This window comes from Luteolibacter sp. Y139, from assembly GCF_038066715.1.
Taxonomy (GTDB): domain Bacteria; phylum Verrucomicrobiota; class Verrucomicrobiia; order Verrucomicrobiales; family Akkermansiaceae; genus Haloferula; species Haloferula soli.
Genome location: NZ_JBBUKT010000005.1, coordinates 191287 through 215267 on the forward strand (window position 1 = coordinate 191287; position 23981 = coordinate 215267).

General features: G+C 63.4%; 15 protein-coding genes and 1 tRNA gene. 9 read left to right on the plus strand and 7 right to left on the minus strand.

Annotation, left to right across the window (positions count from 1 at the left end; all coding sequences use genetic code 11):
* The first annotated feature begins 131 nt into the window (after positions 1-131).
* Positions 132-2096, plus strand: a complete 1965-nt coding sequence (locus tag WKV53_RS14570) for a lamin tail domain-containing protein (RefSeq protein ID WP_341405446.1) — start codon at positions 132-134, stop codon at positions 2094-2096.
* Between the two features lie 135 nt (positions 2097-2231).
* Here WKV53_RS14570 and WKV53_RS14575 read toward each other — a convergent pair whose 3' ends face one another.
* From WKV53_RS14575 to WKV53_RS14595, 5 genes are all read right to left on the minus strand, one after another.
* Positions 2232-5039: a hypothetical protein gene (locus WKV53_RS14575; RefSeq protein ID WP_341405448.1), complete on the minus strand. Its 2808-nt coding sequence runs from the start codon at positions 5037-5039 to the stop codon at positions 2232-2234.
* Between the two features lie 304 nt (positions 5040-5343).
* Entirely contained in the window at positions 5344-8100 is a 2757-nt protein-coding gene (locus WKV53_RS14580) for an ELWxxDGT repeat protein (RefSeq protein WP_341405450.1), read from the minus strand.
* Positions 8101-8488: 388 nt separating this feature from the next.
* Positions 8489-11251, minus strand: a complete 2763-nt coding sequence (locus WKV53_RS14585) for an ELWxxDGT repeat protein (RefSeq protein ID WP_341405452.1) — start codon at positions 11249-11251, stop codon at positions 8489-8491.
* A gap of 338 nt (positions 11252-11589) precedes the next feature.
* The gene (locus WKV53_RS14590) at positions 11590-12021 is read right to left on the minus strand and encodes a hypothetical protein (RefSeq protein WP_341405454.1); all 432 of its coding nucleotides are present in this window, start codon (positions 12019-12021) and stop codon (positions 11590-11592) included.
* 191 nt (positions 12022-12212) lie between these two features.
* Positions 12213-12722, minus strand: coding sequence for a hypothetical protein (locus WKV53_RS14595; protein ID WP_341405456.1), 510 nt, complete (start codon positions 12720-12722; stop codon positions 12213-12215).
* A gap of 235 nt (positions 12723-12957) precedes the next feature.
* Here WKV53_RS14595 and WKV53_RS14600 point away from each other — a divergent pair, with 235 nt between their 5' ends.
* The 7 genes from WKV53_RS14600 to WKV53_RS14630 all read left to right on the plus strand — a co-directional run bounded on the left by WKV53_RS14600 (position 12958) and on the right by WKV53_RS14630 (position 19941).
* Positions 12958-13206 (plus strand): hypothetical protein, encoded by a 249-nt coding sequence (locus WKV53_RS14600; protein WP_341405458.1) that lies wholly within the window; start codon positions 12958-12960, stop codon positions 13204-13206.
* A gap of 318 nt (positions 13207-13524) precedes the next feature.
* Entirely contained in the window at positions 13525-13776 is a 252-nt protein-coding gene (locus WKV53_RS14605; RefSeq protein ID WP_341405460.1) for a hypothetical protein, read from the plus strand.
* 122 nt (positions 13777-13898) lie between these two features.
* The gene (locus tag WKV53_RS14610; RefSeq protein ID WP_341405462.1) at positions 13899-14213 is read left to right on the plus strand and encodes a WYL domain-containing protein; all 315 of its coding nucleotides are present in this window, start codon (positions 13899-13901) and stop codon (positions 14211-14213) included.
* A gap of 367 nt (positions 14214-14580) precedes the next feature.
* The gene (locus WKV53_RS14615; RefSeq protein WP_341405464.1) at positions 14581-15078 is read left to right on the plus strand and encodes a hypothetical protein; all 498 of its coding nucleotides are present in this window, start codon (positions 14581-14583) and stop codon (positions 15076-15078) included.
* 1032 nt (positions 15079-16110) lie between these two features.
* Complete coding sequence (locus WKV53_RS14620; RefSeq protein WP_341405466.1) at positions 16111-18756, plus strand: DUF5060 domain-containing protein; 2646 nt, start codon at positions 16111-16113, stop codon at positions 18754-18756.
* 123 nt (positions 18757-18879) lie between these two features.
* Entirely contained in the window at positions 18880-19206 is a 327-nt protein-coding gene (locus tag WKV53_RS14625; protein WP_341405468.1) for a hypothetical protein, read from the plus strand.
* A gap of 66 nt (positions 19207-19272) precedes the next feature.
* The gene (locus WKV53_RS14630) at positions 19273-19941 is read left to right on the plus strand and encodes a hypothetical protein (protein ID WP_341405469.1); all 669 of its coding nucleotides are present in this window, start codon (positions 19273-19275) and stop codon (positions 19939-19941) included.
* A gap of 194 nt (positions 19942-20135) precedes the next feature.
* Here WKV53_RS14630 and WKV53_RS14635 read toward each other — a convergent pair.
* Positions 20136-20218, minus strand: a tRNA-Tyr gene (locus WKV53_RS14635).
* 603 nt (positions 20219-20821) lie between these two features.
* Here WKV53_RS14635 and WKV53_RS14640 point away from each other — a divergent pair.
* A complete protein-coding gene (locus tag WKV53_RS14640) occupies positions 20822-21904 on the plus strand; it encodes a hypothetical protein (RefSeq protein ID WP_341405471.1) in 1083 nt (360 codons plus the stop codon).
* Positions 21905-22243: 339 nt separating this feature from the next.
* Here WKV53_RS14640 and WKV53_RS14645 read toward each other — a convergent pair whose 3' ends face one another.
* Positions 22244-23824, minus strand: coding sequence for an adenylate/guanylate cyclase domain-containing protein (locus WKV53_RS14645; RefSeq protein ID WP_341405473.1), 1581 nt, complete (start codon positions 23822-23824; stop codon positions 22244-22246).
* Positions 23825-23981 lie beyond the last annotated feature (157 nt).

Sequence of the window (23981 nt, forward strand, 5' to 3'; positions counted from 1 at the left end):
CCGGATCCAATAATGGCTGTTCAACGGGGCCTGGGAGTCTAGTCTGCGCTTAGTTCCGAGCCTGGGGATTCTCATGATGTGAGGGTGCCGGTGGCGGATGGGTTCTGACATTTCTCCTGCTCTCTGCTTCCATGAATCTGGTTCGCTCTCGTGTGTCCCGCTCCGTGGCGGTGGGTTCGGTTTCCGTTTTGCTCTTCGGGTTTTCGGTGGCGATGGCGGTCACTCCGGCGACGATCTATCAGATCAAGTCGGGCGTGATTCCAGCGGGCGAGTCGGTATCGCTGAATGATGCGCTGGTGACGGCACGCTGCAATGAGGGGTGCTTCCTGCAGGTGAAGCCGGGCGATGTGGGGTACATGGGGACGGACTATTCGGGGATCTTCGTGGTGGGGAATTTCGCGGTGTCGGCGGGGCAGCGGATCCAGATCCCGGCGGCCACGATCGCATTGGCCGGCGGCGAGACGAGGCTGGTGGATGCGACGCCGGTGATCACCAGTGCGGTGAGCGAGGCGCTGCCTGCGCCGGTGGTGGTGACGGCGGCGGAGATCGCGACCGGGGGCACGCGGAGCTACACGCTGGAGGGCGTGGTGGTGCAGGTGAACCAGGTGACGGTGGCTTCGCTGGATCCTGCGGGAAATGAATTCCTGGTGGATGCGGGATTGCGGGTGGATGACTTGTTTTACCTGGCCAGTCCGTTTCCGTGGGAGGGGCAGACGTATGTGAGCATCGCGGGGGCGCTGGCGATGCGTGACGGGCTTGCGAAAGTGGAACCGCGCGCGGCTGCGGATCTCGTGACTTCCGCGGGATCGCCGCCGAATGCGACGCTGAAGAGCTACCAGCAGTGGGCGGCAGATGCCTTTCTAACAGATGAGAATGCGCTGGCCTGGGCAGAGCCCCGCCATGACGGGGTGGCGAACCTTTTGAAGTATGCCTTCAACCTGGATGGGACGATCCCGGATGTGCGGGTGGTGACGCCGGGCAGCGGGAGCCGGGGGCTGCCTGCGATCCGCCGGACGGGCAGTGGAGCGGGTGCGACGATGAGCGTGGAGTATGTGCGGCGGCGGAATTCCGGGCTGATCTACACGCCGCAGCATGGAGCGACGCCGGGTGCGTATGTTCCCTTCAGTGCTGCGGAATCGGTGACGGTGATCGATGGCACCTGGGAGAGGGTGGTGGTGGCGGAGCCTCTGGGGAGCACGCCGCCGGACCGGCTCTTCGCGTGTGTAAATGTGGAGCTGCCGGCGGGTCCGGATGCGGGGGGATTCGCGCTGACGCCGAACGTGGTGACGATTTTACCGGATGAGAGCACGGTGCTGACGGTCACGCTGGCGGCACCGGCGGTGGCGGACACGACGATCAGCCTGAGCACTTCCAATCCAGCGCTGGGGACAGTGTCTGGCAGCGTCGTGGTGCCGGCAGGGCAGTCTGCGGGGACGTTTCCCTTCACTGGCAATGGGGCCGCGGGTGAGGTGATGGTGACGGCGAGCCTGGGGGCATTTTCCCACCAGACGCTGCTGACGCTGGCGACTCCCCCAGTGGCCAATCACCTGGTGATCAATGAGGTGGACTACGACAATCCGGGGGCCGACGCGACGGAGTTCGTGGAGATTTACAATCCGACCGCGTCTTCCATCAGCCTGGCGAACCTGATGCTTGTATTCATCAACGGGGCGAACGGGAATGAATACTACCGGGCGAATCTGGCTGCGGCCGGGAGTATCCCGGCGAATGGCTATCTGGTGATCGCAGGCGGTGGCGTGACGGTGCCTGCTCCGGCGGTGCGCTACACGCCGCCGCTATGGCTGAGCCAGGACATGATCCAGAATGGAGCTCCGGACGGACTGCTGCTGCTGGATACTTCCACGCAGCAGGCGGTGGACTCGCTGTCCTATGAAGGCAGCGTCACGGCGGGGAGGGTGACGGGCGTGCCTGGCACGTTCAATCTGGTGGAGGGTTCGCCGCTGCCGGCGAGCGTGGCTGACGGCAATACCCCCGCGACGGGCAGCCTGGGCCGCGTGCCGAATGGGAGTGATACGGATAATGCTGCGGTGGATTGGAAGATTTACGCGACTTCGAGTCCGGGGACGGCGAATTGAGGGGGCTTTTGCTGTGAGATGGATTGGGGGTCTCACGATGCGGCTTGTGGCCGCTAGTCAGCGACGGTCATAGACCGACGCTGCATTGTTAGAGGGGACGACTGCGTCGTTGTGTCGACAGAATGTCGACACTCCTTAGTGCTCCGGTAGATCGATGGTGAAGATCTCGCGGCCGGTGTCCCAGCGCCAGGCGCTGAAGTAGAGTTGGCCGTTCATGAGCTTGAGGCCTTCGGGGTAGGAGTCGCCTGGGCCGATGTCGGTGACGAGGGCGGTGCCTTCGGGGGTGCCATCGCTGCGCCAGAGTTCCTGGAACTGGGTATCGTCGCGGGCGGAGAAGTAGGCGGTGTTTCCGACGGCGAGGAAGTTGCGGGGCTGAAGGGGGAAGATGGTGCCGGGGGTGCGGAGTTCGCGGGTGCCGGCTTCGGTGCCATCGGTGACCCAGAGGCTGGGGCCGTATTCGCCCTGGGCGGTGTAGAAGACCTGCGAGCCGGCGAGGGTGTGGAGGCGGTCCCACATGTAGAGATCGACGAAGTGATGGTCGGATGTGGGGAGGGGAATGGCGTGGGTGCCGGTGGAGTCGTGGCGCCACCATTGGTAGCGGGACTCGGGGTGGGGTTCTTCCTGGGAGGGTGGACCTTGTTGCGCGGGGAAGATGGCGACGCCATTGCCGAGGTCGATGGCTGGCTTGATCGTATCGCGCCGGAAGATGGCGGCGGGAGTGACGGCGACGGTGCCGTTCGCAGTGCCATCGCTCTGCCAGAGGCGCTGTGAATCCCCGAGTCTAACAGAGAAGAGCAGCTTGCCAGCTGCGGCGGAGAGGCCGACGGCTTTTTCGCCGGTCTCGCCGTGCCACGTGTCCTTCAGCTTGATGGTGCCGGCGGCAGTGCCATCGCTGCGCCAGAGGGCGGTCTTGCCGTTTTCGTTCTCCAACGGAGTGAGGAAGTAGACGTGATCCTGGAAGACGACGAGTTCGCCGGATGCGGGGCCGGGCGTGGTGCCATCGGCGGCGACGATGCGTGAGGTGCCTGCGGGCGTGCCATCCGTCTTCCAGAGCTGGGCGGTGTCGCCAACGAGTGTGGAGTAGAACCAGGTGCCGCCTGCCTGGACGAAGTCCTTGGGGTCGCCGGCATTCGGGAGCTCGCTGTGATCGACGAGGAGGCGGGTGCCGCGCGGTGTGCCATCGGTGACCCAGAGTTGTTGGAGCCTGGTATTACTATAGGCGACGTAGGTGAAGAGGGCGCGGCGGCCGTCCGCGGTGAGTCCGCGGAAGAGGAGCGAGCTGCTGTCGTAGAGGTATTCCTTCGCCTTCCAGATGGAGCGCGGGCGGCTGCCATCGGGATTCATGCGCCAGAGCTCGTAGCCGTTTCCGGTATTGAGGAAGGCGAGGAGGCTGCCGTCTAACATTTCATACGGCTGCCGGTCGGGGCGTGGGGAGGCGAGTTCGGTGATGACGATGCCGTCCGCGCCGATCTTCTCGGGCTTGGTGAGCTGGATGGCGCGGGATGACTTGCCGCGCTGGAACCAGAGTGCGGTGCTGAAGTCGCCTTCCTTGCCATTGGCGAGGAAGAAGGTGCCTTTCTCCGTCCTGGTGACGGTGCCGGTGCGGGCACGGAGGTAGTGTCTGGCTGGGATGCCCTTCGCGGGGCGGGTGCTGGCGGGGTCGCCCTTGGTGCGCCAGAGCTCCAAGTCGGCGTTTTCGTTGTAGGTGGAGAAGTAGAGGAAGTCTTCTTCATCCCGCCATGCTTCATCAGGGAAGAGGCCGCCGAAGTAGGGGCCGGTGGGCAGTCGCGTGGTTCCCGATGCGGTGCCGTCGGTGCGGAAGAGTTCCTGGACGTAGGTGAAGTTGGAGTAGTCGAAGAACTCGGCGGTGAAGTAGAGGGAGCCGTGCCAGCGGGCGAACTCGATTTTGTTCACCAGGGTGCCTTCCTTGGGTGGGATCGGGATCTCACGGGTGCCGGCTGCGGTGCCATCGGTGACCCAGAGGTGGTGGTCGCTGTCATCATCGGTCTCGCTGAAGTAGAGGAGGCCATTCAACTCCGTGAAGTCGGAGAGATAAGAGCTGGACCAATCCATCTCCGGGGCGAGGCGGGTCATGGTGCCGCCTTCCATGGGGCAGACCCAGAGGTCGGCGGTGCCGGATGCGGAGTGATAGGAGGAGAGGAAGAGCTTGCCGGCGGCGACGGCGTGTGGGTCGATTTCGCTGCCTTCGGGGATGGGATCAAGGGGCAGCTTGGTGGTGCCGAGAAAGGTGCCATCGCTGCGCCAGAGTTCGTTGTTAGAGGCGGTGATGTAGGCCCATGGGCCGCTAGTGAAGGCGATGAAGGGATCGGAGAAACGCGGGGTGCCTCCTTCGACGGGGGGATTCAGCGAGTGGGTGCCGACAGTGGTGCCATCGCTGAAGAAGAGTTCCTGGGTATGAGGGTCACCGCCCGGGTCGAAGTCGTGGAAGAAGAAGCCGTTCGGTGTGCCGGCGAGGAGGTTGACGGCGCGGGAGGGGCCGCGGGTTTTCGCGTCGTAGACGAGGGTGGTGCCGGCGGCGGTGGCATCGGTGATCCAGATTTCATGGGCGTAGCTGTTGCCGCCGGCCTGGAGGGCGAGCCTGGTGGCGGGGCCTTCGCCGAAGAGGGTGGGATTACCGGCCGTCCATCCTGCGAGACCGGGGACCATGTCCTTCATGAGGCGTGTGCCGGCGGGGGTGCCATTGCTGGTCCAGAGCTCGTAGCCATGGGTGGGGGAGTCCATGGCGAAGATGACGCCCTGACCGAGCGGTTGGATCCACTGGATGGCGGAGCCGTAGCCGCCGGCCTCGTGGTTGGCGTCGATGACGAGGCGGGCGGTTTGCTCGGGCTTTTGCGCCTCTGCGGGCGCGGCGAGGGAGGTGAAGAGGAGCGAGGCGAGAAGCGCGGGGAGGGTGAGGGCGGGGCGTTTGAAGAGGGATGTCATGGGTGGCGCGGATCTCGTTCTCTCGTGGGGGGCTGATCCGGGCGGCACGGGTTGTGATGAGATAACTCGTGCGAGAGGCCCGGGGGAGCTTGGGGAGTGGAAGTTGAATCGGGAGTGGTGGCAAGCGCGGGTGTGTGAAAGAGCGGTGAATGGGGTGGGGTGAGATTGAATCGAAGCGGTGGTTTGTGGTGGATAGCGAGGAGGCGGGAGGACGCGGTGCTTTCGCTACGTTGTTATGGAGACGACTGCGTCGTCGCGTCGACGGAACGTCGACACCCCTTAAGGGGCGGGACGGCGATGGCCCTTAGGGCTGGGGCAGGTCGATGACGAAGAGCTCGTAGCCGATGTCTTCGCGGCGGGCGCCGAAGTAGAGTTTGCCGTCCATGGCCTTGAGGCCGAAGGGGGAGGAGTCGGCGGGGCCGGGGTCGATGTCGGCGACGAGGACGGTGCCGGTTTCGGTGCCGTCGCTGCGCCAGAGTTCGCGGCCGTAGGCGGGCTGGTAGACGGTGAAGTAGAGGAGGTTTCCGACGGCGAGCAGGTTTTCCGGGAGGTATCCGGAGGTGCCGAAGCTTTTGACGAGGCGGGTGCCGTCTGAGGTGCCGTCGGTGAGCCAGAGCTGGTATTCGTAGTTATCGCCGTCCCCGGCGGTGGCGGAGTAGAAGAGGCGGTTGCCGACGATGGCGTGGTTCTGCCAACCACTGTCCCACTGGGCAACCCTGGGGCCGGTGTGGGGGTCGCGGACGGGGCGGGTGCCGGTGATGGCATCGTGGCGCCACCACTGGGTTTCCTGGTAATCGCGGGTGCCTTGGAAGATGGCGACGCCGCCGAGGTCGAGCGGTGGCTGGGTGCTGTAGGAGGCGAAGTACTGGAGGGGTAGTACTTGGACGGTGCCCTGAGCGGTGCCGTCGCTTTGCCAGAAATAGTGGTTGTTGCTCCAATCGGCGAAGAAGAGCAGGCGATCCCCGACGGCGGAGAGGTCCTTGGCATTCTGCAGCCCTGAGGGATCGGTGACGGGGACGGTGCCCGCGGCGGTGCCATCGCTGCGCCAGATGGAGGTGGCATTGTCCTCGCCGGTGGAGAGGAAGTGGAGCTGGCCGTGGAACTCGACGAGCTCGCCGGTGTCCGGAGTGGCGAAGTTGCCATCGGCGGTGACGATGCGGGAGGTGCCTGCGGGGGTGCCGTCGGTTTTCCAGAGGGCGGCGGGTTCGCCGTAGGTTTCACTGCTGAAGGTGAAGTACCAGATGCCGCCGGCTTTGACGAAGTCGGCGGGGTAGTTGTTGCCTGAGCCGACGAGGGCCTCGGCGAGGAGGCGGGTGCCTTGCCTGGTGCCATCGGTGGCCCAGACCTGGCTGCGGTCCGCGCCGGAGAAGGTGAAGACGGCGGTATCCCCGATAATGGCGCGGAAGCCGAACTCGCTATTGTTGTACGGTGCGAGCGGTGCCTCCGGTTTCCAGAGAGAGCGGGCGCGGGTGCCATCGGGATTCATGCGCCAGAGCTCGTAGTGGCGGCCGGTATTGACGAAGGCGAGCAGGCTGCCGTCTAACATCTCGTAGGGCTGTGAGCCGAAGGGCGATCTAACAAAATTCGAGCCGACCACTTTTTCCGGGCGGGTGAGGCGGACGGCGCCGGACTTGCCGCGGGTGCGCCAGAGTGCTTCATCGTCCGAGCCCTGTTGGGTGATGACGAAGAGGCCGTTCTTGCCGACGGCGAGGATGGGAGCGGGGCCGCTGTAGCGCTCTTCCGGATTGAACCGGGGCAGCTTTGGCACGGGGACGGTGCTGGCGGTGTCGCCGCGGGTGCGCCATACTTCCCAGCCGACATCGGGGCTCTGGACCTGGAGGTAGAGGTGGGTGCCATCGTGGTGGGCATGATGGGGCTCCCACTGGGACGGGCTTCTATAGTAGTAGCCGGGCGGGAAGGTGATGACGTGGCTGGTGCCGGCGAGGGTGCCATCGGTTTTCCAGAGCTCGCTTCTATCATCGCGCCATGTGGCGACATAGACGGCGCCATTCCATGGGGTGAGATCGCCGGTCAGCTGTGGCTCGCTGCCCTGATCCTGGAGCGGGAGGCGGCGGGTGCCCTCCGGGGTGCCATTGCTGGTCCATAGGCCGGGGCCGCTCCAGACGGGCGCGACGTGGAAGATGATGCGGTCTCCCAAGGGGACGATGTTCCAGAAGTCCTGATACTTGTCCCACTCCGCGGCGAGGAGTGTGAGCGGGCCGCCATCCATGGGGCAGCACCAGAGCTCGTGGGCGCCGGATTCGACGGTGATCGCGACGAAGAGGCGGCCGCCAGCGATGGCGGTGTGAGTGGGTGTGCCCTGGGTGATGGTGATGACGTTGGTAGTGCCGGCGGGGGTGCCATCGCTGCGCCAGATCTCGTTCTTGTTCGCGATGAAGTAGTACCACTGGCCGCTTGTTAGATAGCCGGAGGGTGAGGTGAAGCGGGTGCGGGTTTCTCCTTCGAGGGGGTTGAGCGACCAGGTGCCGGCGGGGGTGCCATCGGTGAAGTGAAGCTCGTAGCGATCTTCATAGCTGGTACCGCCGCTTTCGAAGAAGACGCCGGTGGGGGTGCCTTTGACGGCGCGCGTGCGGTGGTCAAATCCCGAGCCGGAGGTTTCGAAGATGGGGAGGGTGCCTTGGCTGGTGCCATCGGTGACCCAGAGCCGGGTGGCGAAGGTGTCGGTATTGGAGGTGAAGGCGATCCTTGCGCCTTCGCTTGAACCGAAGGCGACGGGGTAGTCGGGAAAGGAGCTGTCGGGGCCGGGGAGGATGTCCTTGAGGAGCCTGGTGCCGGTGGGTGTGCCATTGCTGGTCCAGAGCTCGAGGCCGTGGTCGACGGAGAATTTCGCGAGGACGACGCTTTTCTGGAGGGGCATGACCCAGGAGATGGGCGGGCCGAGATCGTCCATGCCGCGGTTGATGTCGCGGATGAGGCGGGCGGTTTGTTCGGGCTCCTGCTCTTGGGCTTGCGCGAGTGTGGGTGCGGCGAGAGAGATGAAGGCGAGCGAGGCGAGAAGCGCGGGGAGGGTGAGGGCGGGGCGTTTGAAGAGGGATGTCATGGGTGGCGCGGATCTCGATCGCTCGGGTGTGGGGGCGCTGATCCGGACGGCACGGGTTGAGATGAGTTAACTCGTGCGATGGCCCGGGGGAGCGTAGGGAGTGGTAGTGGGATCGGGGGTGAAGGCAAGCGTGGGGGTGTGAAAGATGGGTGAATGGGGGTGGGGTGAGGGTGAATCGAGGCGGCGATTTGTTGCGGGACGCGAGAAGCCGGAAGGACGCAGTCCTTCCGCTACGTTTGGTGGAGACGGATTGGGGGTCGCACGATGCGGCTTGTGGCCGCTCGTTGGCGACGGTCATGGACGCGCCGCTACACGTTTATGTAGGCGACTGCGTCGTCGCGTCGACGGAACGTCGACACCCCTTAGTGTTGGGGGAGGTCGACACCCCTTAGTGTTGGGGGAGGTCGATGGAGAAGAGCTCGCGGCCGACGTCGCGGCGGGTGGCGGTGAAGTAGAGCTTGGTGCCGATGACCTTGAGGCCGGCGGGATGGGAGCTGGTGGAGCCGGGGGCGATGTCTGCCATGAGGAGGGTGCCGTTTGCGGTGCCATCGCTGCGCCAGAGTTCGGTGCCGTGTTCTTCATCGTAGGCGGTGAAGTAGACATCGTAGCCGTAGGCGGTGAAGTTGTCGGGATAGGAGCTGAGGAGGTTATCGGCGGCGCGCAGGGTATCATTGCCGGCGCAGATGTCCTTCACGCGGCGGGTATTGGCGGCGGTGCCGTCGGTGGCCCAGAGTTCGGCATCGTTGTCCTGGATGCCGCAGTAGAAGAGCTGGGTGCCGGAGACGACGCGGCGTTGCGAGTAGGGCGCCCAGGGGAAGACGCTGCGGCCGGCGACGATGGGCTTGACCGGGATGATGGAGGAGTCGTCGCGACGCCAGAGATTCGATGGGTAGTTGGCTTCAAAGATGGCGAGGCCATTGAGATCGAGGGCGGGGGCGACGAGGTCGGTATCGCTGCTGCCGCCGAGTCCGACGGTGGGGCTGACGGGGACGGTGCCGATGGCGGTGCCATTGCTTTCCCAAAGGAACTGGGTGGGTCCGATGCGGGCATTGAAGAGGAGCTTGTGATCCACGACGGAGAGGCCTTGCGCGCCATCGTTGGAGCCGACGTACCAGTCATTCTTCAGGAGCACGGTGCCGACGGCGGTGCCATCGGTGCGCCAGAGGCCGGTCTTGCCATCGGCGGGGGTGCTGAGGAAGTAGACGATGCCGTTGAGGCTGACCATTTCCTGGGGATCCGGGTAGGGCGAGCTGCCACCGGTGGTGACGACCTTGACGGTGCCGGTCCTGGTGCCATCGGTCATCCACAAGGTGCCGACGGTGGTGACGCCGGCATCGATGACGGAGTAGAGGGTGAGATCGCCGGCTTTCGCGAAGTCGAGGGGGATGCCCTTGCCTTCGCCGGTGGAATGATCGTGGAGGAGCTTGGTGCCGGGCTTGGTGCCATCGGTGATCCAGAGCTCGCTGGCTTCGCGGGTGCCGCCATCGACGGTGAAGAGGGCGCCGGTGCCGGCGGTGTTGACGGCGATGCCGCGGAAGCCGACCTGAGGGGATTCGGCGTAGTTCTTGAGCGGGCGCTTCCAGATCGACTTCGACTTGCTGCCATCCGGATTCATGCGCCAGAGCTCGAGGCCATCGCCGAGGTCGACAAAATCTAACAGGACGCCGTTCAGATCCTCATACGTCAGTGCATCCGGATGGTGGGCGGGGATGCTGGAGGCATTCGATGACTCGGGGCGGGTGAGGAGGAGGGTGCCGCCCTTGTCATTCTTCGCGCGGCAGAGGGCTTCCCGGGGTGTGCCCTGATTTGAGAGGAGGAAGACCGTGGAAGGCGTGGGCGCGATGGTGGGGCCGAGGGGGCCATTCTCAGAGAAACCGTAGGTGGGAAGGCCCTTCAGCTCGCGGGTGCTGGCGGCATCGCCGCGGGTGCGCCAGAGGTGATAGTCGCCGGCTTCATTGACCTGGAAGTAGAGGTCATTCGCGGAGGTCCACATGTCTTCGCCGAATGCATTCGACTTGAAGGTCTTGAACGCGACGGTGCCGGCAGCGGTGCCATCGGTGCGCCAGACGGCGCCGCCGATGCCGGACTGGCCGGTGTGGGTGGTGAAATAGATGGCGCCCTGCCATTCGGTGAGGGTGGCGTAGATGTCCAAGGCCACGGGTCCATTTGCCCCGGGCATGGTGACGGGGATCTGGTGGGTGCCGGCGGCGGTGCCATCGGTGGCCCAGAGACGCGGGCCGGTCTCGCTGAGCATGGCGAAGACCAGTTTATCACCGAGCGGGATGCGCTGCATGAAGTAGCGCCAGGTGGTGCCATCGGGTGGGCCGAGCTTGACCGGGGTGCCGCCTGCGGCGGGGCAGGTCCAGAGCTCGGTGAGGACGTTTGGCTGGACCTCGAGGAAGGCGTACAGATTCGCGCCGGCGACGGCGAGCCGCCCCGGTGGGGTGCCGGTGAAGGTGGTGATTTTCGTGGTGCCGGCGGTGGTGCCATCGCTGCGCCAGACTTCATTGTCATTTGCGATGAAGTAGCACCATGAGCCGCTGGTGATGTAGCCCTTGGGCTTGGCGAACTTGGTGCGAACGCCGCTGACGATGGGATTGAGCGAGCGGGTGCCGGCCAGCGTGCCATCGCTGAAGAAGAGCTCGAAGCTATCGGGCGAGCCGGTGTAGGTGTGCTCTTCAATGAAGACGCCATTGGTGGTGCCGGCGCGGAGATGGGTCTCGCCGGCCCAGCCGACGACGGTGCTTTCGCGGACCTGAGTGGTGCCGGCGGTGGTGCCATCGGTGATCCAGAGCTTGTCGCCGGTGGAGGTGCTGTTTGTTAGAAAGGCGATCCTGGTGCTGGCGCCGGTGCCGAAGGAGACGGGCTGCTCGGGAAAGGATCCGCTGGTGCCGATGACGATGTCTTTCAGGAGGTGGGTGCCGGCGGGTGTGCCATCGCTGATCCATGGCTCGGGGCCGGCATCGAGGGTGTCCTGCGTGAAGACGACGCGCTGGCCGAGTGGCAGGCACCAGGAGATGGCGGCGGTGAAGTCACCGGAGGAGCGGTTGGCGTCCTTGACGAGGTGCGCGGTTTGTTCCTGGGCGTGGGCGCTGGAGGTGATGAGAGCGAGGGCCGCGAGGGTGTGTCTGGCGCGTGTGGAGCGGATCATGCGCGGAGGGGTTTTTGGGTTTGGGTGGCGATGGATGGAGATGAGAAAGTTAACTCGTGAGATCGCCGGAATCGCGCGTGGACTGATAGAGTGCTGCGGGGGGAAGGCAAGTTTGTTCGTGTGAATGCTTTGTGAAGGCGGGTGGGGCGGGAGTTGTTGGAGGGGCGGGCTTCGCGGTTGCTTCCCGCGGTGTCATTACCGCGCCTGTGGAGGGTGGTGCGGGCTTGGCTGGTGATCGGGAGTGGCGAGGTATTGACGGGGCGCGAGACGCCGGAAGGACGCAGTCCTTCCGCTACCGAGAGAGGAGAATCACGGGCGGAGCCGCGCAGCCGGCCAAGTCAATGCGCAGGGCCGGAGGCACGCCTGGCTCCGAGGTAGAGAAGCGAGGCGCATGCGAGGGCGATCGCAAAAGGGACTTCCGCGATCACGAGCTGCCGCCATGGATGGGGGTCCATGGGGAAGGGCAACCGCTCCGGATGGGCGATGGCGCGGCTGCCGAAATAGACCTGTACGGCGATGGAAAGCGCCATGAAGAGGGCGATGGAGAGATGGAACTTTTTCCCGCCGCGCAGGAAGCCGTAGATGAAGAGGGCCATGATCATCGCACTCTCCAGCGGGATGCCGAAGATCGTTGGAAAAGGCCGGAGCAAGATCCGCACGACGTGGTAGGACAGGGCCAGCGCACCGATGCTGCGGAGGATGGTGCCTTTGTTAGAGCGGGTTTCCAGCGCATCCTCTTGAATGGAGGGCGGGGCGTAGGGATTGGACATCGGGCGGGTGATGGGAGGGCTATCAGAGGGTGGCGGGGGATCAATGGTGGCGGAGGTAGGGGAGATTGTTAGAAGGCGCGGGGTGCTTCCGATTTGATGGTGCCTTGAAACGACGAGGCCCCGGCAACACTGGGATGCCGGGGCCGTGGTGGGATCACCGTGTGTCGGTGATGATGGGCGTGGAAACGTTTTCAGATGCCGTCGTTGTCGGCGTCGCCGGGGAGCTTTCGCTCGACCTTGTGCCAGGCGGCGCGGACGGCTTCGCGGGCGTGTGGCCAGTCGAGGCGTGAGTTGCCCTTGCGGTCTTCCCAGTCGGTGCGGAGGGCGTTTTCGGAAGTAATGAAATCGGTTCCATAGCGATTCGGTCCTTCCCAGCCTAGGCGATAGGCGGGGGCGTAGTCTTCATCGTAGTTGAGGTCGGGCTGGTGGTAGTCCTGGCGAGGATGGTTTTCCCGCCAGTAGGCATCTTCGACGGTGGGATTGGCGGCTTCGCCTCCCTCCCTGCCCACGAGTGCACCGGCGATACCACCGGCCACGGCGCCAACGGCGGCTCCGACAGGGCCACCGACCGCCCCCATGGCGGCACCGACCGAGGCACCGGCAGCGGTGCCGACACCGACGCCGACGGGATGGCTGCCCGGTTCGCCGGTGATGGGGTCTTCATTGCGGAGGTCCTTCAGTTTTTCTTCCTTGGTTTTCATCGTTGGGTATTCCGGTCGGTTGGAACCGGTGATGATGGTTTCGCAGGTGGAATGCCTGACAGAGTGAAGGGGATCGCGGGAGGTGGTGCTGCCGTGATGGATGCAAATTGCTAGGAGGTGGGGCAGATTGCTTGATGGCGGTAGCGCTGTAAGAGGCGGAGGGCTGATGCAGCCTTGATGGCTGATGCGGCACGGTTCGCGCGAGAAGCAGTGGAAGGTAGAACCCAATGGTCACGTGAAGATTTTCACAGTCATCGAACACAAGCCTGCGACGGGGCGCATCAAGCGAGGGCGCTTCGAGGCGATGCTGAGGGCGCGGAACTTCGCGAACTTGCCGGGCGTTTCGTGCGGATGGGTTGCGGATCACCAGTATGCGACGGTGGGGGAAGCGCGGGAGGCGATCATCGAGGCTTCGGCAGCTTCGAACGTGGCGATCCAGAAGGCGTATGTGATCGAATACGGGAACTTCGCGCTGGTGCCGTAGCGTGGTTATCGAGGTGGCTTTGGATGGCCCGTGACCGGTGGGACACTGAATCCGGCCACGGGCGCATTCACCATTTCACACATTTACCACGGAAAGAGATGATGCATGGATGCGATCACTCAAGAGGTGCATCCGATCTTCCCGGTGTGCAATGAACGCATGCTCCGCAGTTCTACGGATGGCATTTTCCGAAGGGTGCCATCGGGAAAACCTAATGAAGGTTCCGAAGCCGTCACGGTATGCGTGGCCTTCGGAAAATGTGTGTCTGCAAAGGTACTATGGACTCGTATGGAATGCGTGGCCGTGCAACCCTTCGGAATGTCCTCCTACTACCTGATGAAGAATGGAAAGGTAGAATGTGATCTCATCAGGTCGGGTATGGATCGCCTGCCGCGTGAGCCGCAGCACTGCTGGCATGAGTGCAACATCGTCACGACCTCGCGGGTGACTGCGGGGCCGGCGGATGTGTTCCAGATCGTGGCTGCGGGCGGGGAGGGCCTGCCTTATTCGGTATCGCGCTGCCAGGTGGGAGTGGATGGCTGGGAGATCGAGGGGCAGGTGCTGTTTTGAGGGAGGGAGTGGCCGGGCGGATTCGTGCGTGAGGGTCTGGCTACGCGGTTTGCTTAGGTGGGGACACGAGAAAATCAACGTTGCGGCGGGAATGCCTTGAGGCGAAACTTGATGAAGTGCCGATGCCCATTCCGATAGCTCTCAGCGATATTCGCGCCGCGATCCGCCAATCCCGCCGTGTGGTCTTCACTTACGAAAAGAAGGAGGTGATGGCTGACTTCTACCTGCTAGGCCAAGCGCGGAAGACGGGGGCTTATGTGATTCTCGCGTGGTGCCTGGAGCCGGTGAAGGAGTGGCGGCTGTTGCGGTATTCGCTGGTGAAGGACTTGGAGGCTGTGGGTCAGATGGACGAGATCCGGCCGGACTTCGATTCCTGCTATCCCGGGATCGCGACGGTGGACACGCAGGCATTCCACGTGGCGCGGCGGCACAGTTGAGCGTGGTGGGGTGATGGGAAGAAGCGGCGGGTGATCGGTGATCAGTGGAAAGGCAGCGGACCGGTGGATGATTTGACCACGGATTTCGCGGATGGCGCGGATGGGATGAGAAGGGCGTGCGGGGTAGCTCCGGAGCCGAATCGGGAGTGCAGCCGTTAGACGCATGAGGCGTTCCCTTCAGGACGCGTTGATCCGGGGCGTTCCACCTGGCACTGCGTGCCAGGCTTTTATGAGTCGTCCCGTTGGGACGAAGGGCATGAGTCGCCTTGTGGGGACGAAGGGCGGATGAGATTGAAACACGATTCGGCTGGTGAGCGTATGGCGGGATATGAGGATGAGTGGTAGTAACCCGACTGTTTTCCCCGGAATGAAGATGCTGCTGAGGGTGGTTTTGTGTTGGATGCTCGCTGTTTCGACGGGCAGCGCGGAGAGTGAGATTTCGCTGAAGCAGAAGTCGAAGAGCGGTCTGCAGGGGTGGACGGTCGCGGGGGCAAGGCACAGCCGAGGGGAGTGGATGAACAGCACGCTGGTGGTGATCACCAAGGCGGGGGAGAAGAAGACGTTCAGGATTTCCCGTGCCTTTATCGGGACGTGGGGGTTTGCGGATGCAGACAAGTCGGTGGTGATCGCAGGGAGGAACGAGCACGGTCCGGCGTGGATTCAGAAGTTCGACATTGAGACGGGGAAGCTGCTGGCGGAGTGCGCGGGGAGCGATTTTTTCAAGGACACGCCGGAGTGGGCGCGGCCGTGGTGTGATGAGGCGGAGAAGGCGGAGAAGGCGGAGAAGGCGGAGAAGGCGGAGAAGGCGGAGAAGGCTGCGGGCGTGCGGAAGGAACCCGAGACCGCGCCACGGTCGAATGATTAGCCGGCGGATTGAGTGCTGATCCACCGCGCGGGGTCAGGCGGGCTGGCTGGGATCGCTTCGGGATCGGGGTGAGGCGCTTTTCTAACGAGGCGCGAGAAGCCGGGAGGGCGAAGTCCTTCCGCTGCTATCTATGAGAGGAGGAGGCTGTGAGGCGGGTCTCCCGATGCGGCTGGTGGCCGCGGAAGTGCGAAGGTCATAGACGCGCCGCTACATTGGGGGATGGGACGACTGCGTCGTCGCGTCGACGGGACGTCGACACCCCCTTAGTGAGGTTTTGTGGAAACCCTGCGGGGGTTTGCGGCGGAGAAGATGATGGCAGGTCGCGGTTGCGGGAAGGGCTCGCGGGGGCTGCTTGGAGGGACGGGCCGGTATGAAAGACGGCCAGGATGGGGTCCCCGTTCAGATTCAGACGCAGATTCAGACCAGATTCAAATTCGTAGGCGCGAGGGTGACACCGCGGAAGCCACTACTAAGAAGCGAGAGCAACACCGCTTGTATTCCCGCGGTGCCACCCGCGCGCCTACGAATGATTGGTTTGATCGTTTGAGGGACGAATCGTTCGATGAATTGATTCAATCGATCGATTTGGTGGCCGGTCCCGTGAGGCGGGCCGGCGACGGGGAGAGGAGGAAAGATGGGGTAGTTGCCGGGTGGTGAGGAGGTTGTGGAGGAGGGGATGCGGAACTTCGGGTGGTGTCGGATTTTGGCAAGGGGCCGCCGGGAAAAAGTTAACTTGCCCGGTTGCCGGGGTGGCGCAGGGACTGTTAGCTTGAGGTGGGGAGAAGGCAAGGGGTTTTGTATTTCGATTGTGAATACTTTGTGAATTTTTTGGATGGGCCGGCGGCGCGGGGAGTGAGGAGAGGATTGGTGAGAACCCCCTGGGGCGGCAGGAGTTCCTCAGGGATTTGGATTTGTGGATTTTGAGATGAGGAGAGATTAGCGGCGGGTTGTTGTCTTATTGGTGGTGGATTGCTGTCCGATTTTTCGCGGTCTCATCCTTTGTTAATCCGGGTGGGGGTACAAGAGGGCCTTATGCCGGGGATCAACACAGCCTTGAGGTCGATGATGGTGCTCGCGCTGGTGGCCGGGGCATGGAGCGAGCGGCTGGTGGCGGAGCCGCCGGCGATGGCGGGGGAGCTGAAGCAGTGGCACAAGGTGACGCTGAATTTCACGGGGCCGGAAACGAGTGAGGCGGCGGTGCCGAATCCCTTCACGGACTACCGGCTGGATGTGACCTTCCGGCATGTGGCGTCGGGGCGATCCTACGTGGTGCCGGGCTACTATGCGGCGGATGGGGATGCGGGGAATACGTCCGCGACGGCGGGGCATGTGTGGCGTGTCCATTTCGCGCCGGATGCGACGGGCGAGTGGACTTACACGGTGTCATTCCGCACGGGGGTGAATGTGATGGCGGATGCGAGTGCTGCGGCGGGGACGAGCGCGGGATACTTCGATGCGCAGTCGGGGGGATTCCTGATCCAGCCGACGGACAAGACGGGGCGCGACATGCGGGCGAAGGGACGGCTGGAGTATGTGGGGAAGCATCACCTGCGCTATGCTGGCACCGGCAGGTACTTCATGAAGGCGGGCGTGGATTCGCCGGAGAACCTGCTTTCGTATGCGGACTTCGATGGGAGCTTCAAGACGGATGGGCACGATGACTTCCGGGTGAAGACGTGGGCGCCGCATGTGGCTGATTGGCAGACGGGCGATCCGGAGTGGCAGGATCACAAGGGCCACGGGCTGATCGGTGCGATCAACTATCTGGCATCGGAGGGGATCAATTCGTTTTCATTCCTGACGATGAACATCGATGGGGATGACAAGAATGTCTTCCCGTATCCGGACTATGCGGAGCGGCTGCGGATCGATGTGTCGCGGATGGACCAGTGGGGCATGGTCTTCGACCATGGGACGAAGATGGGGATGCACCTGCACTTCAAGACGCAGGAGACGGAGAACGAGCTGATGTTAGACGGTGGCGACCTGGGCGTGCAGCGGAAGCTTTACTACCGGGAGCTGATCGCGCGCTTCGGCCACAATCTGGCGCTGAACTGGAACCTGGGAGAGGAGATCAACAATGCGACGCTGGCGCAGAAGGTGGCGTGGGCGCAGTACTTCTACGATACGGATCCGTATCACCACCCGATCGTGATTCACAATGGGGCGAGCCATTTCGACATGATGGGGAATGCCTCGAAGCTGACGGGCTTCTCGCTGCAGCTGAACAATTCCGACTTCTCGGATACCTTCGCGCAATCGAAGCGCTACATCACGCGCTCGGCGGACTTTGGCAGGCCGTGGGTGGTGGCGGCGGACGAGCCGGGGGACTCGCGGCTCTCGGTGAGGCCGGACAATGATGCGGGCACGAGCCATCGCGATGCGCGGAAGAATGCGCTGTGGGGAAACATCATGGCGGGTGGCGCGGGCTGTGAATTCTACTTCGGCTATGACAAGCCGGAGGGTGATCTGACGCTGCAGAATTTCCGCAGCCGTGATGCCTTCTGGGACTACTGCCGCTACACGGTGAATTTCTTCGCGGGGAACAATTTCCCGTTTGAGGAGATGAAGAACCAGAACGCGCTGGTGAGCGGGAATGGGGACAATGCGAACCGCTGCCTGGGGAAGATCGGCAGCTGCTATCTGGTGCAGCTGCATGACGGTGGATCGGCGACGCTGGATCTAACAGGTGTGACGGGGAACTTCACCACGAAGTGGTTCAATCCTCGGACGGGTGTGCCCTTGATCGATGGGGTGCTGCTTCAGGGCGGTGGCATTGTTCCGCTCGGGACGCCTCCGGATACGCCGACGGAAGATTGGGTGGTGCTGGTGCAGTCGACGGATGGCAGCGGCGGGGCGACGAATGCGGCGCCGGTGGTGGATGCGGGGCCGGACAAGGCGGCGTACATCGGTGATGCTGCGCCGGTGGCGGTGACGCTGAATGGCAGCGTGACGGATGATGGTCTGCCGGATGAGTTCTCGCTGGTGAGGGCGTGGTCGGTGGTGTCGGGGCCGGCGGCGGTTTCGTTTTCGAATGTGAATGCGACGGTGACGTCGGCGACCTTCACTCAGGCGGGGACTTATGTGCTGAGCCTGGAGGCGTCGGATGGGGATTTATCGGGGAGGGACTGGGTGCAGGTGACGGTGCTGCCGATCGATGAAGGGAGTGATGTGCCGGTATTCCTGGGGCTGGCGATCAGCACCTCGGTGAACCGGCCGGCGATCATTCCGCATGCGGAGATTTTGGCGACGGGTTATGATCCGGATGGGGATCCGATCGTGCTGACGGTGGAGGACGGTGGCACGGCGGCGGGCGGTGAGGTCACTGCGGAGGCAGGGCACCTGCTGTATACGCCGGCGATCGACTACAGCGGGCCGGATTCATTCCTGATGACGATCCTGAATGACCACGGGGTCTCGGCGTCGGCGTATCTGGATATCAATGTGGTGCCGTCGGATGGGATCGGTGGCGTGCAGCCGACGGTGGAGAGGGCGGTGGATGGCGCGGTGAGAATCCGCTTCGCGGGGATCCCGGGCTATGCGTATGCTATCCAGCGCTCGGTGGATCTGGTGACGTGGACGACGGTGGCAGATCTGCGGGAGGAGAATGGGGTGCTGGATTTCACGGACATCGAGCCGCCGGAGGGGCGGGCGTTTTATCGGGTGGCGGTGCCTTGAGGCTAACAGGTGTTGGGGAGTGCCGAGTGATCGATGGAAACTCATCGCACGGGTGGGTGAACGAAACGCGGGGGCGCAGGGGGCGTGGCTCAAACTTCCGGAGATTGAATCGGGTGCCGTAAGGTGTTAATTATTAGAAAATTGAATGGCCCGTTGACAGTTTTTGGGATGGCTCCTAGACTGGCAACGAAAGCGCCAGCGATCCTCGGCCTGCATGGAAGGCCGCTTGAAGTCCGGGAGCCATTGCCGACCATGAGAGGAAACTCTTCAGAAGCGAAGATCAGCCGTGCTTCCCGCGCCGCCAAGAAGAAGGCTGCCCGGGAAGAAGACCTGCGTTTGCTCGCCGAGGGAATGTCTCCGCAGAAGCTGCAGCAGAAGAACTCTGCGTTTCCTGTCGGGATGTTTGTTGGTGCGCGGATCGAGAACCTTTCCTCTGCGGTGGGACGCTGATTTCGCGTGGTGAGTGCCGGAAACGCGGGATTCGGTCCGGGCGATTTTGCCACTCAACTGCGGGCGATGGAGGCCAGATCCCTGGAGCATTTCCTGGCAGGTGGACAGGCGGTGAATGTCTGGGCCGAGGTCTATTCAGGTGAGTGTCCGGCTGCCATGGAGCTGGCTCCCTTCACGTCGCTCGACTGCGATGTGTGGCTCGGTCACGGCGCGTTCAAGAAGATCCACGAGGTGATCGCCGGCAAATTGATCAAAGCCGACTCGCCTCTTGATGGGCAGGTCGGAATCGTTGAATTGGACGATGAGGGAGAAAAGGTGATCGATCTGCTGGACGGTGTGTTCGGCCTTTCGCACGAGGAGGTGAAGCGTGCTTGGCAACGGAGTCTGGTGGTGAGTGGCATCCGTATTCTGGACCCCCTGTTCCTGTTCAAGGGCAAGTGTCACAACCTGGTGAATCTCCCTCAGGATGGACGGCAGGATGAGAAGCACCTGCGCATTCTCCTCGCGATCCTGCCCGCGCATTTCGGGAGCCTTCTGAGGAACTGCGTGGCAGGGGAGATTGCCGAGCGGGATTTGATCCGGGAGGTGAAGACGTTCCTGGACTTTGGGAAGGATGTCTTCGTTCGCCGGGCCATGGCGAGTCTTGGAGCGGACTTGGTGGCTGCGGTTCCTTTCGGGCTGATGGCTGGGTGCGGTTTGGAGAAGATTGAGAGGTTTGCGTTGAGGCAGGGATGAGGCCTGCTCCGCACGTCCTTTCGCATAGTCTCTCACGCGGCAGCGTGACACGGAGCTGGAGGCCAGGAGGAGTGGCCAGCGCCGAATGCTACGATGCGGGAACTGAGCCCATCTAGAAGCCGGGTATGGATGGTGATGTTTGACCGCGGATTTCGCGGGTGGGTTTTGTTAGATGGTGGGATGGATAGATGAAATGAGCGCCACAGGATTCGAACCTGTGCGGGATTGCTCCGACGGGGTTACAGCCCGTTACCTTCAGCCACTCGGTCAGACGCTCTTGAAAGGAAGCGGAAAGCGGAGGACGTGAACCTCATCCCGGTGACGGGACAATCCGTTTAGCAAACGGTTGCGGCGACCTCGCCGCTTCACTTTCCAAGAAAAGGATCAACGCACCTCAGTCAACTGAGGCGGTATCGCGATTCGGAAAGCGAATATCGAAGGGACACGCGGGAGGAATGGCAGAGATGTGCGGGGATGACAACTGGAATCGTGGAGGCGTGAAGTGGAGCGGTGTTTTGATTGAACCGCGAAAGAACGCGAATGTGCGCGAAATCTAAAAGACAGGTGGAGATTCCCAACTGCAGATGGACGCGGAGGGATGCAGATGGAGTGAGGAGAGGCGGGGGGATTTTTTGACCGCGGATTTCGCGGATGGCCGGGATGAAAGGCAGGGAACCACGGAATACTCGGAATACACGGAAGGGGAGGGAGCCGGGGATGGGTGGTTGTTTTCCGTTTGATCGTTTCGTTGTTTCATTTGGCAGAGAGATGAAGCCCGCAACCCTTGTGGCTTCGGGCGGAATGAATTCCGCGCTCCCAGTAAAGGCTGTCTTGCGGGGGAGGAGGGTTTGTTGTTAGTGCTGTTTATCTCCATCCTCCCATGAAGACTTTCCTTGGACCTTTTGCGGCAGGCGTTGCGCTTGCGCTGGTGTTGGCGTTGGGCACGACGGCTCGTTGTGAATTCGAGATGTGGAAGAACAAGGAGGGGAAGGCGGCGGAGCTGGAGATCACGGGGGTGGATGATGGGGCGGCGGGGACGCAGGTGCGGTTTCGCACGAAGGCGGGGAAGGAGGTGCTCTTCAAGCTGGAGGATCTGGCGGCGGAGGACCAGGTGCGGGCGAAGGGGTGGAAGGCGAAGCCGCCGATCAGTGCGAGCTTTGGCTATGTGACGGATTGGCCGGCGCTGGTGTCGGGGGTGGAGGCGGGGAAGCCGGTGCTGCAATTCACCTTCGATGTGAAGGGGGAGAGCGCGCTGGCGCATTCGGATATCAAGATTTCCAATCCGAAGCTCTCGGCCGGGGGAAAGGAGCTGGAGGTGACGAAGTGGAGCGGGGTGGTGGATGACGGGACCTTCCTGCGGGATCCATTCGCGACGCCGCCTGCGGGGTTGCAGGGGCGCAAGTGGTCGCTGGTGATCACGGCGGAGGGAGAGTTCGCCGGGGTGACGTTGACGAGCTGTGAATTTTCCGCGGATGTGGAGGTGTATTGCGGACGGGCTCCGAAGGAGATCACGACGACGATGCCGCTGCCGAAGGCGACCAGCTTCGAGGCGGAGGAGGAGCAGCACCACGAGAAGAAGAAGGTGGATCCATTCACGATCGAGATCGGCACGTCATTCTGGCCGCTGCCGGGGAAGAAGGACAAGGATGACGGGGTGGTGACGGGCTATCACCTGGGCGCAGTGGAGAATCCGGAGATGCTGGACCTGGTGCCGGACGGCGGGGGAGAGCCGGTGATCTCAACGGCATTCGTGGTGAAGGGGAAGGAGTATCCCAACGCGATCTACAAGAAGGACATCACGAGTCCGGCGACGATCCTGGTGAAGTATTGGTCAGAGGGGTATGCGGTGCCGCTGAAGCTTTCGAAGGCTGCGTCTAACAGGGGGCGCAATCCGCCGCCGAAGCCGGAGGTGAATGCGGGTGGTGAGGGTGAAGGTGGTGGGAAGGATCCGTTTGGGGGGTAGGGTGCGCGTGATCCGCGGGTGGGGCGGCGTGTCTATGACCGCCGTACTTTGGCGGCTCTGGCCGCATCGCTGTGGAATGGGAATCGGGAGTCTCACGATGCGGCTTGTGGCCGCTAGTCAGCGACGGTCATAGACGCGCCGCTACATTGGGGAGGGGCGACTGCGTCGTTGGAGTTCGCGTCGACGGAACGTCGACACTCCTTAGGGGCGGGACGACTTGGTCGTTCCGGTTTTGGTGTGCACCCGGTGATGCGGAGCTTGAGCCTGCTTCCGCATTCTCACGGATGCGCCTGCGGTGGGTGGGGCGGATCGTGTGATGAGTCGCGGGCGCTTCGGTTTTTACTTGGGGGCGGTGATGACGAGGTCGTCGAAGGCCATGAGGTTGTTGCCGGTGAGGGGGGCGTTCGGGGTGGTGGCGTTTTCGGGGACGCTCCACCAGGTCATGGAGATGGCGCCGAGGTTCATGGGCTGGTCGCGGTCGGAGGGGGAAAGGGGGAAGGGGCCGAGGGATGCTTTGTCGATGGTGGCGGTCCAGGTTTTGGCGTGGAAGTCGAGGTGGAGCTGGATGGGGTAGGTGCGGCCGCGCTCGAAGGTGAGGCCGGTGTCGGCGAGGGTGTTGTCGGGGCGGCGGGACATGATGTGGGTGGTGGCGTTGTCGAAGAGGAGGCCGCCGAGGAGTTGTTGGCTCTGGTTGTAGAAGAGCCATTCGAAGCGATTGCGGATGCCGTCGGTGGAGTCCTTGATTTGCTGGCGCCAGTGGAGGTCGACGGTGGCTTGGCTGTTGCTGTTAGAGGCGGGGGTGAAGGTGACGGTGCGGCGGAGGGAGGCGTGGACGCCGGGGGTGGTTTGGCCGGGGACGCTGCCGAGGAAGGCTTGTTGGGGGGAGCCGTCTTGTTGGGAGGAACCGTCCAATAGGCCGGTGGCGATGCCTTCGCCGCCGGCGGGGAGTTGGGTTTTCCAGGCGCCGCGTTGCCAGCCGCCGTGGCCGCTGACGGGTTGGCCGGCTTGGTAGCCTTCGGTGGTTTCGAAGGTGCAGCGGAGGAGTTCGGTGGCGGGGGATTTGGGGTGGAACCAGCCATTGCGAACGCCCATGGGGATGAGGATGCCGAGGATGACGATGGTGATCTGGAGTGGGATTACCCAGCGGCGGATTGGCTGGCGCTGTTGGGTTTGGGTTGGGTTCTCTTTTTCCGCGGTGGTGTTGGGTGGTGTGGGGTTGGGTTTTGTTAGAGGGGAGGTTTGCGTTTCGGCGCGGCGGGCTTTGCTGGAGTCGGCGGGCGGGGTGAGGTGGGCGCGGCCGGTTTCGCCGACTTCGCAGACTTCGAGTGGTTCATCGACGCCCTGGAGGAGATAGGGGCCGTGGCTGGTCCAGGTGAGGGGGCCGAGTTCGGCTTCGGCGAGTTCGGGGCCGCGGAGGACCTGGCGGGCATTGTCGAAGGAGGCGCGGGTCATGAGGATCTGGTCGCCCTGGCCGAGGGACATGACGCGGGCGCAGATGTCGACCTGGATGCCGTAGAGGTCCTTCGGCTTGGAGGTGCCGGGGCGTTCCTCGATGATGACCTCGCCGATGTGGATGCCGATGCGGTCCTGGAGTGGAGCATCGGGGTTTGCTGTTAGATCGCGGAGGCGGGACTGGAGGAGGAGGGAGAATTTGACGGCATCGGAGGGCTTGGCGAAGACGAGGAAGAAGGAGTCGCCGGAGGTGCCGATTTCCTCGCCCTCGGGGAAGGCGGCGAGGAGCTGGCGGACGAGGGCGTGGTGCTGCTGGATGCGATCGAAGCCGTCCTTGTCGCCGAGGGCCTGCTTGAGGCGGGTGGAGCCGACCATGTCGGTGAAGAGCAGGGTGAGCAGGCCGATGCGGTGCTTGCGGCGGAACTCCTCGACGCGGTCGCGTTGGTCGGGGGCGAGCTGGAGGTCCATGGGAGGATAGGGAGGGAGGTTGGGTTGCGGGGCCGGCGAGGGATGGGGGTGCCGGGCTGGGCCGGGGGTAGGCCTTTGAGGGGAAGGCTAACAGGCGGGCGGGGTGAGGCGAGAGGCAAGTGGTCTCGCCAAGGCATGCCCGGGGGATTCACCGCGA

Coding starts and splice junctions, on each gene's coding strand:
- WKV53_RS14615 (WP_341405464.1), top strand. CDS start 14,581: ATGAAGATGCTGCTGAGGGTGGTTTTGTGTTGGATGCTCGCTGTTTCG.
- WKV53_RS14605 (WP_341405460.1), top strand. CDS start 13,525: ATGTCCTCCTACTACCTGATGAAGAATGGAAAGGTAGAATGTGATCTC.
- WKV53_RS14580 (WP_341405450.1), bottom strand. CDS start 8,100: ATGACATCCCTCTTCAAACGCCCCGCCCTCACCCTCCCCGCGCTTCTC.
- WKV53_RS14640 (WP_341405471.1), top strand. CDS start 20,822: ATGAAGACTTTCCTTGGACCTTTTGCGGCAGGCGTTGCGCTTGCGCTG.
- WKV53_RS14590 (WP_341405454.1), bottom strand. CDS start 12,021: ATGTCCAATCCCTACGCCCCGCCCTCCATTCAAGAGGATGCGCTGGAA.
- WKV53_RS14645 (WP_341405473.1), bottom strand. CDS start 23,824: ATGGACCTCCAGCTCGCCCCCGACCAACGCGACCGCGTCGAGGAGTTC.
- WKV53_RS14630 (WP_341405469.1), top strand. CDS start 19,273: ATGGAGGCCAGATCCCTGGAGCATTTCCTGGCAGGTGGACAGGCGGTG.
- WKV53_RS14585 (WP_341405452.1), bottom strand. CDS start 11,251: ATGATCCGCTCCACACGCGCCAGACACACCCTCGCGGCCCTCGCTCTC.
- WKV53_RS14610 (WP_341405462.1), top strand. CDS start 13,899: ATGCCCATTCCGATAGCTCTCAGCGATATTCGCGCCGCGATCCGCCAA.
- WKV53_RS14575 (WP_341405448.1), bottom strand. CDS start 5,039: ATGACATCCCTCTTCAAACGCCCCGCCCTCACCCTCCCCGCGCTTCTC.
- WKV53_RS14595 (WP_341405456.1), bottom strand. CDS start 12,722: ATGAAAACCAAGGAAGAAAAACTGAAGGACCTCCGCAATGAAGACCCC.
- WKV53_RS14620 (WP_341405466.1), top strand. CDS start 16,111: ATGCCGGGGATCAACACAGCCTTGAGGTCGATGATGGTGCTCGCGCTG.
- WKV53_RS14570 (WP_341405446.1), top strand. CDS start 132: ATGAATCTGGTTCGCTCTCGTGTGTCCCGCTCCGTGGCGGTGGGTTCG.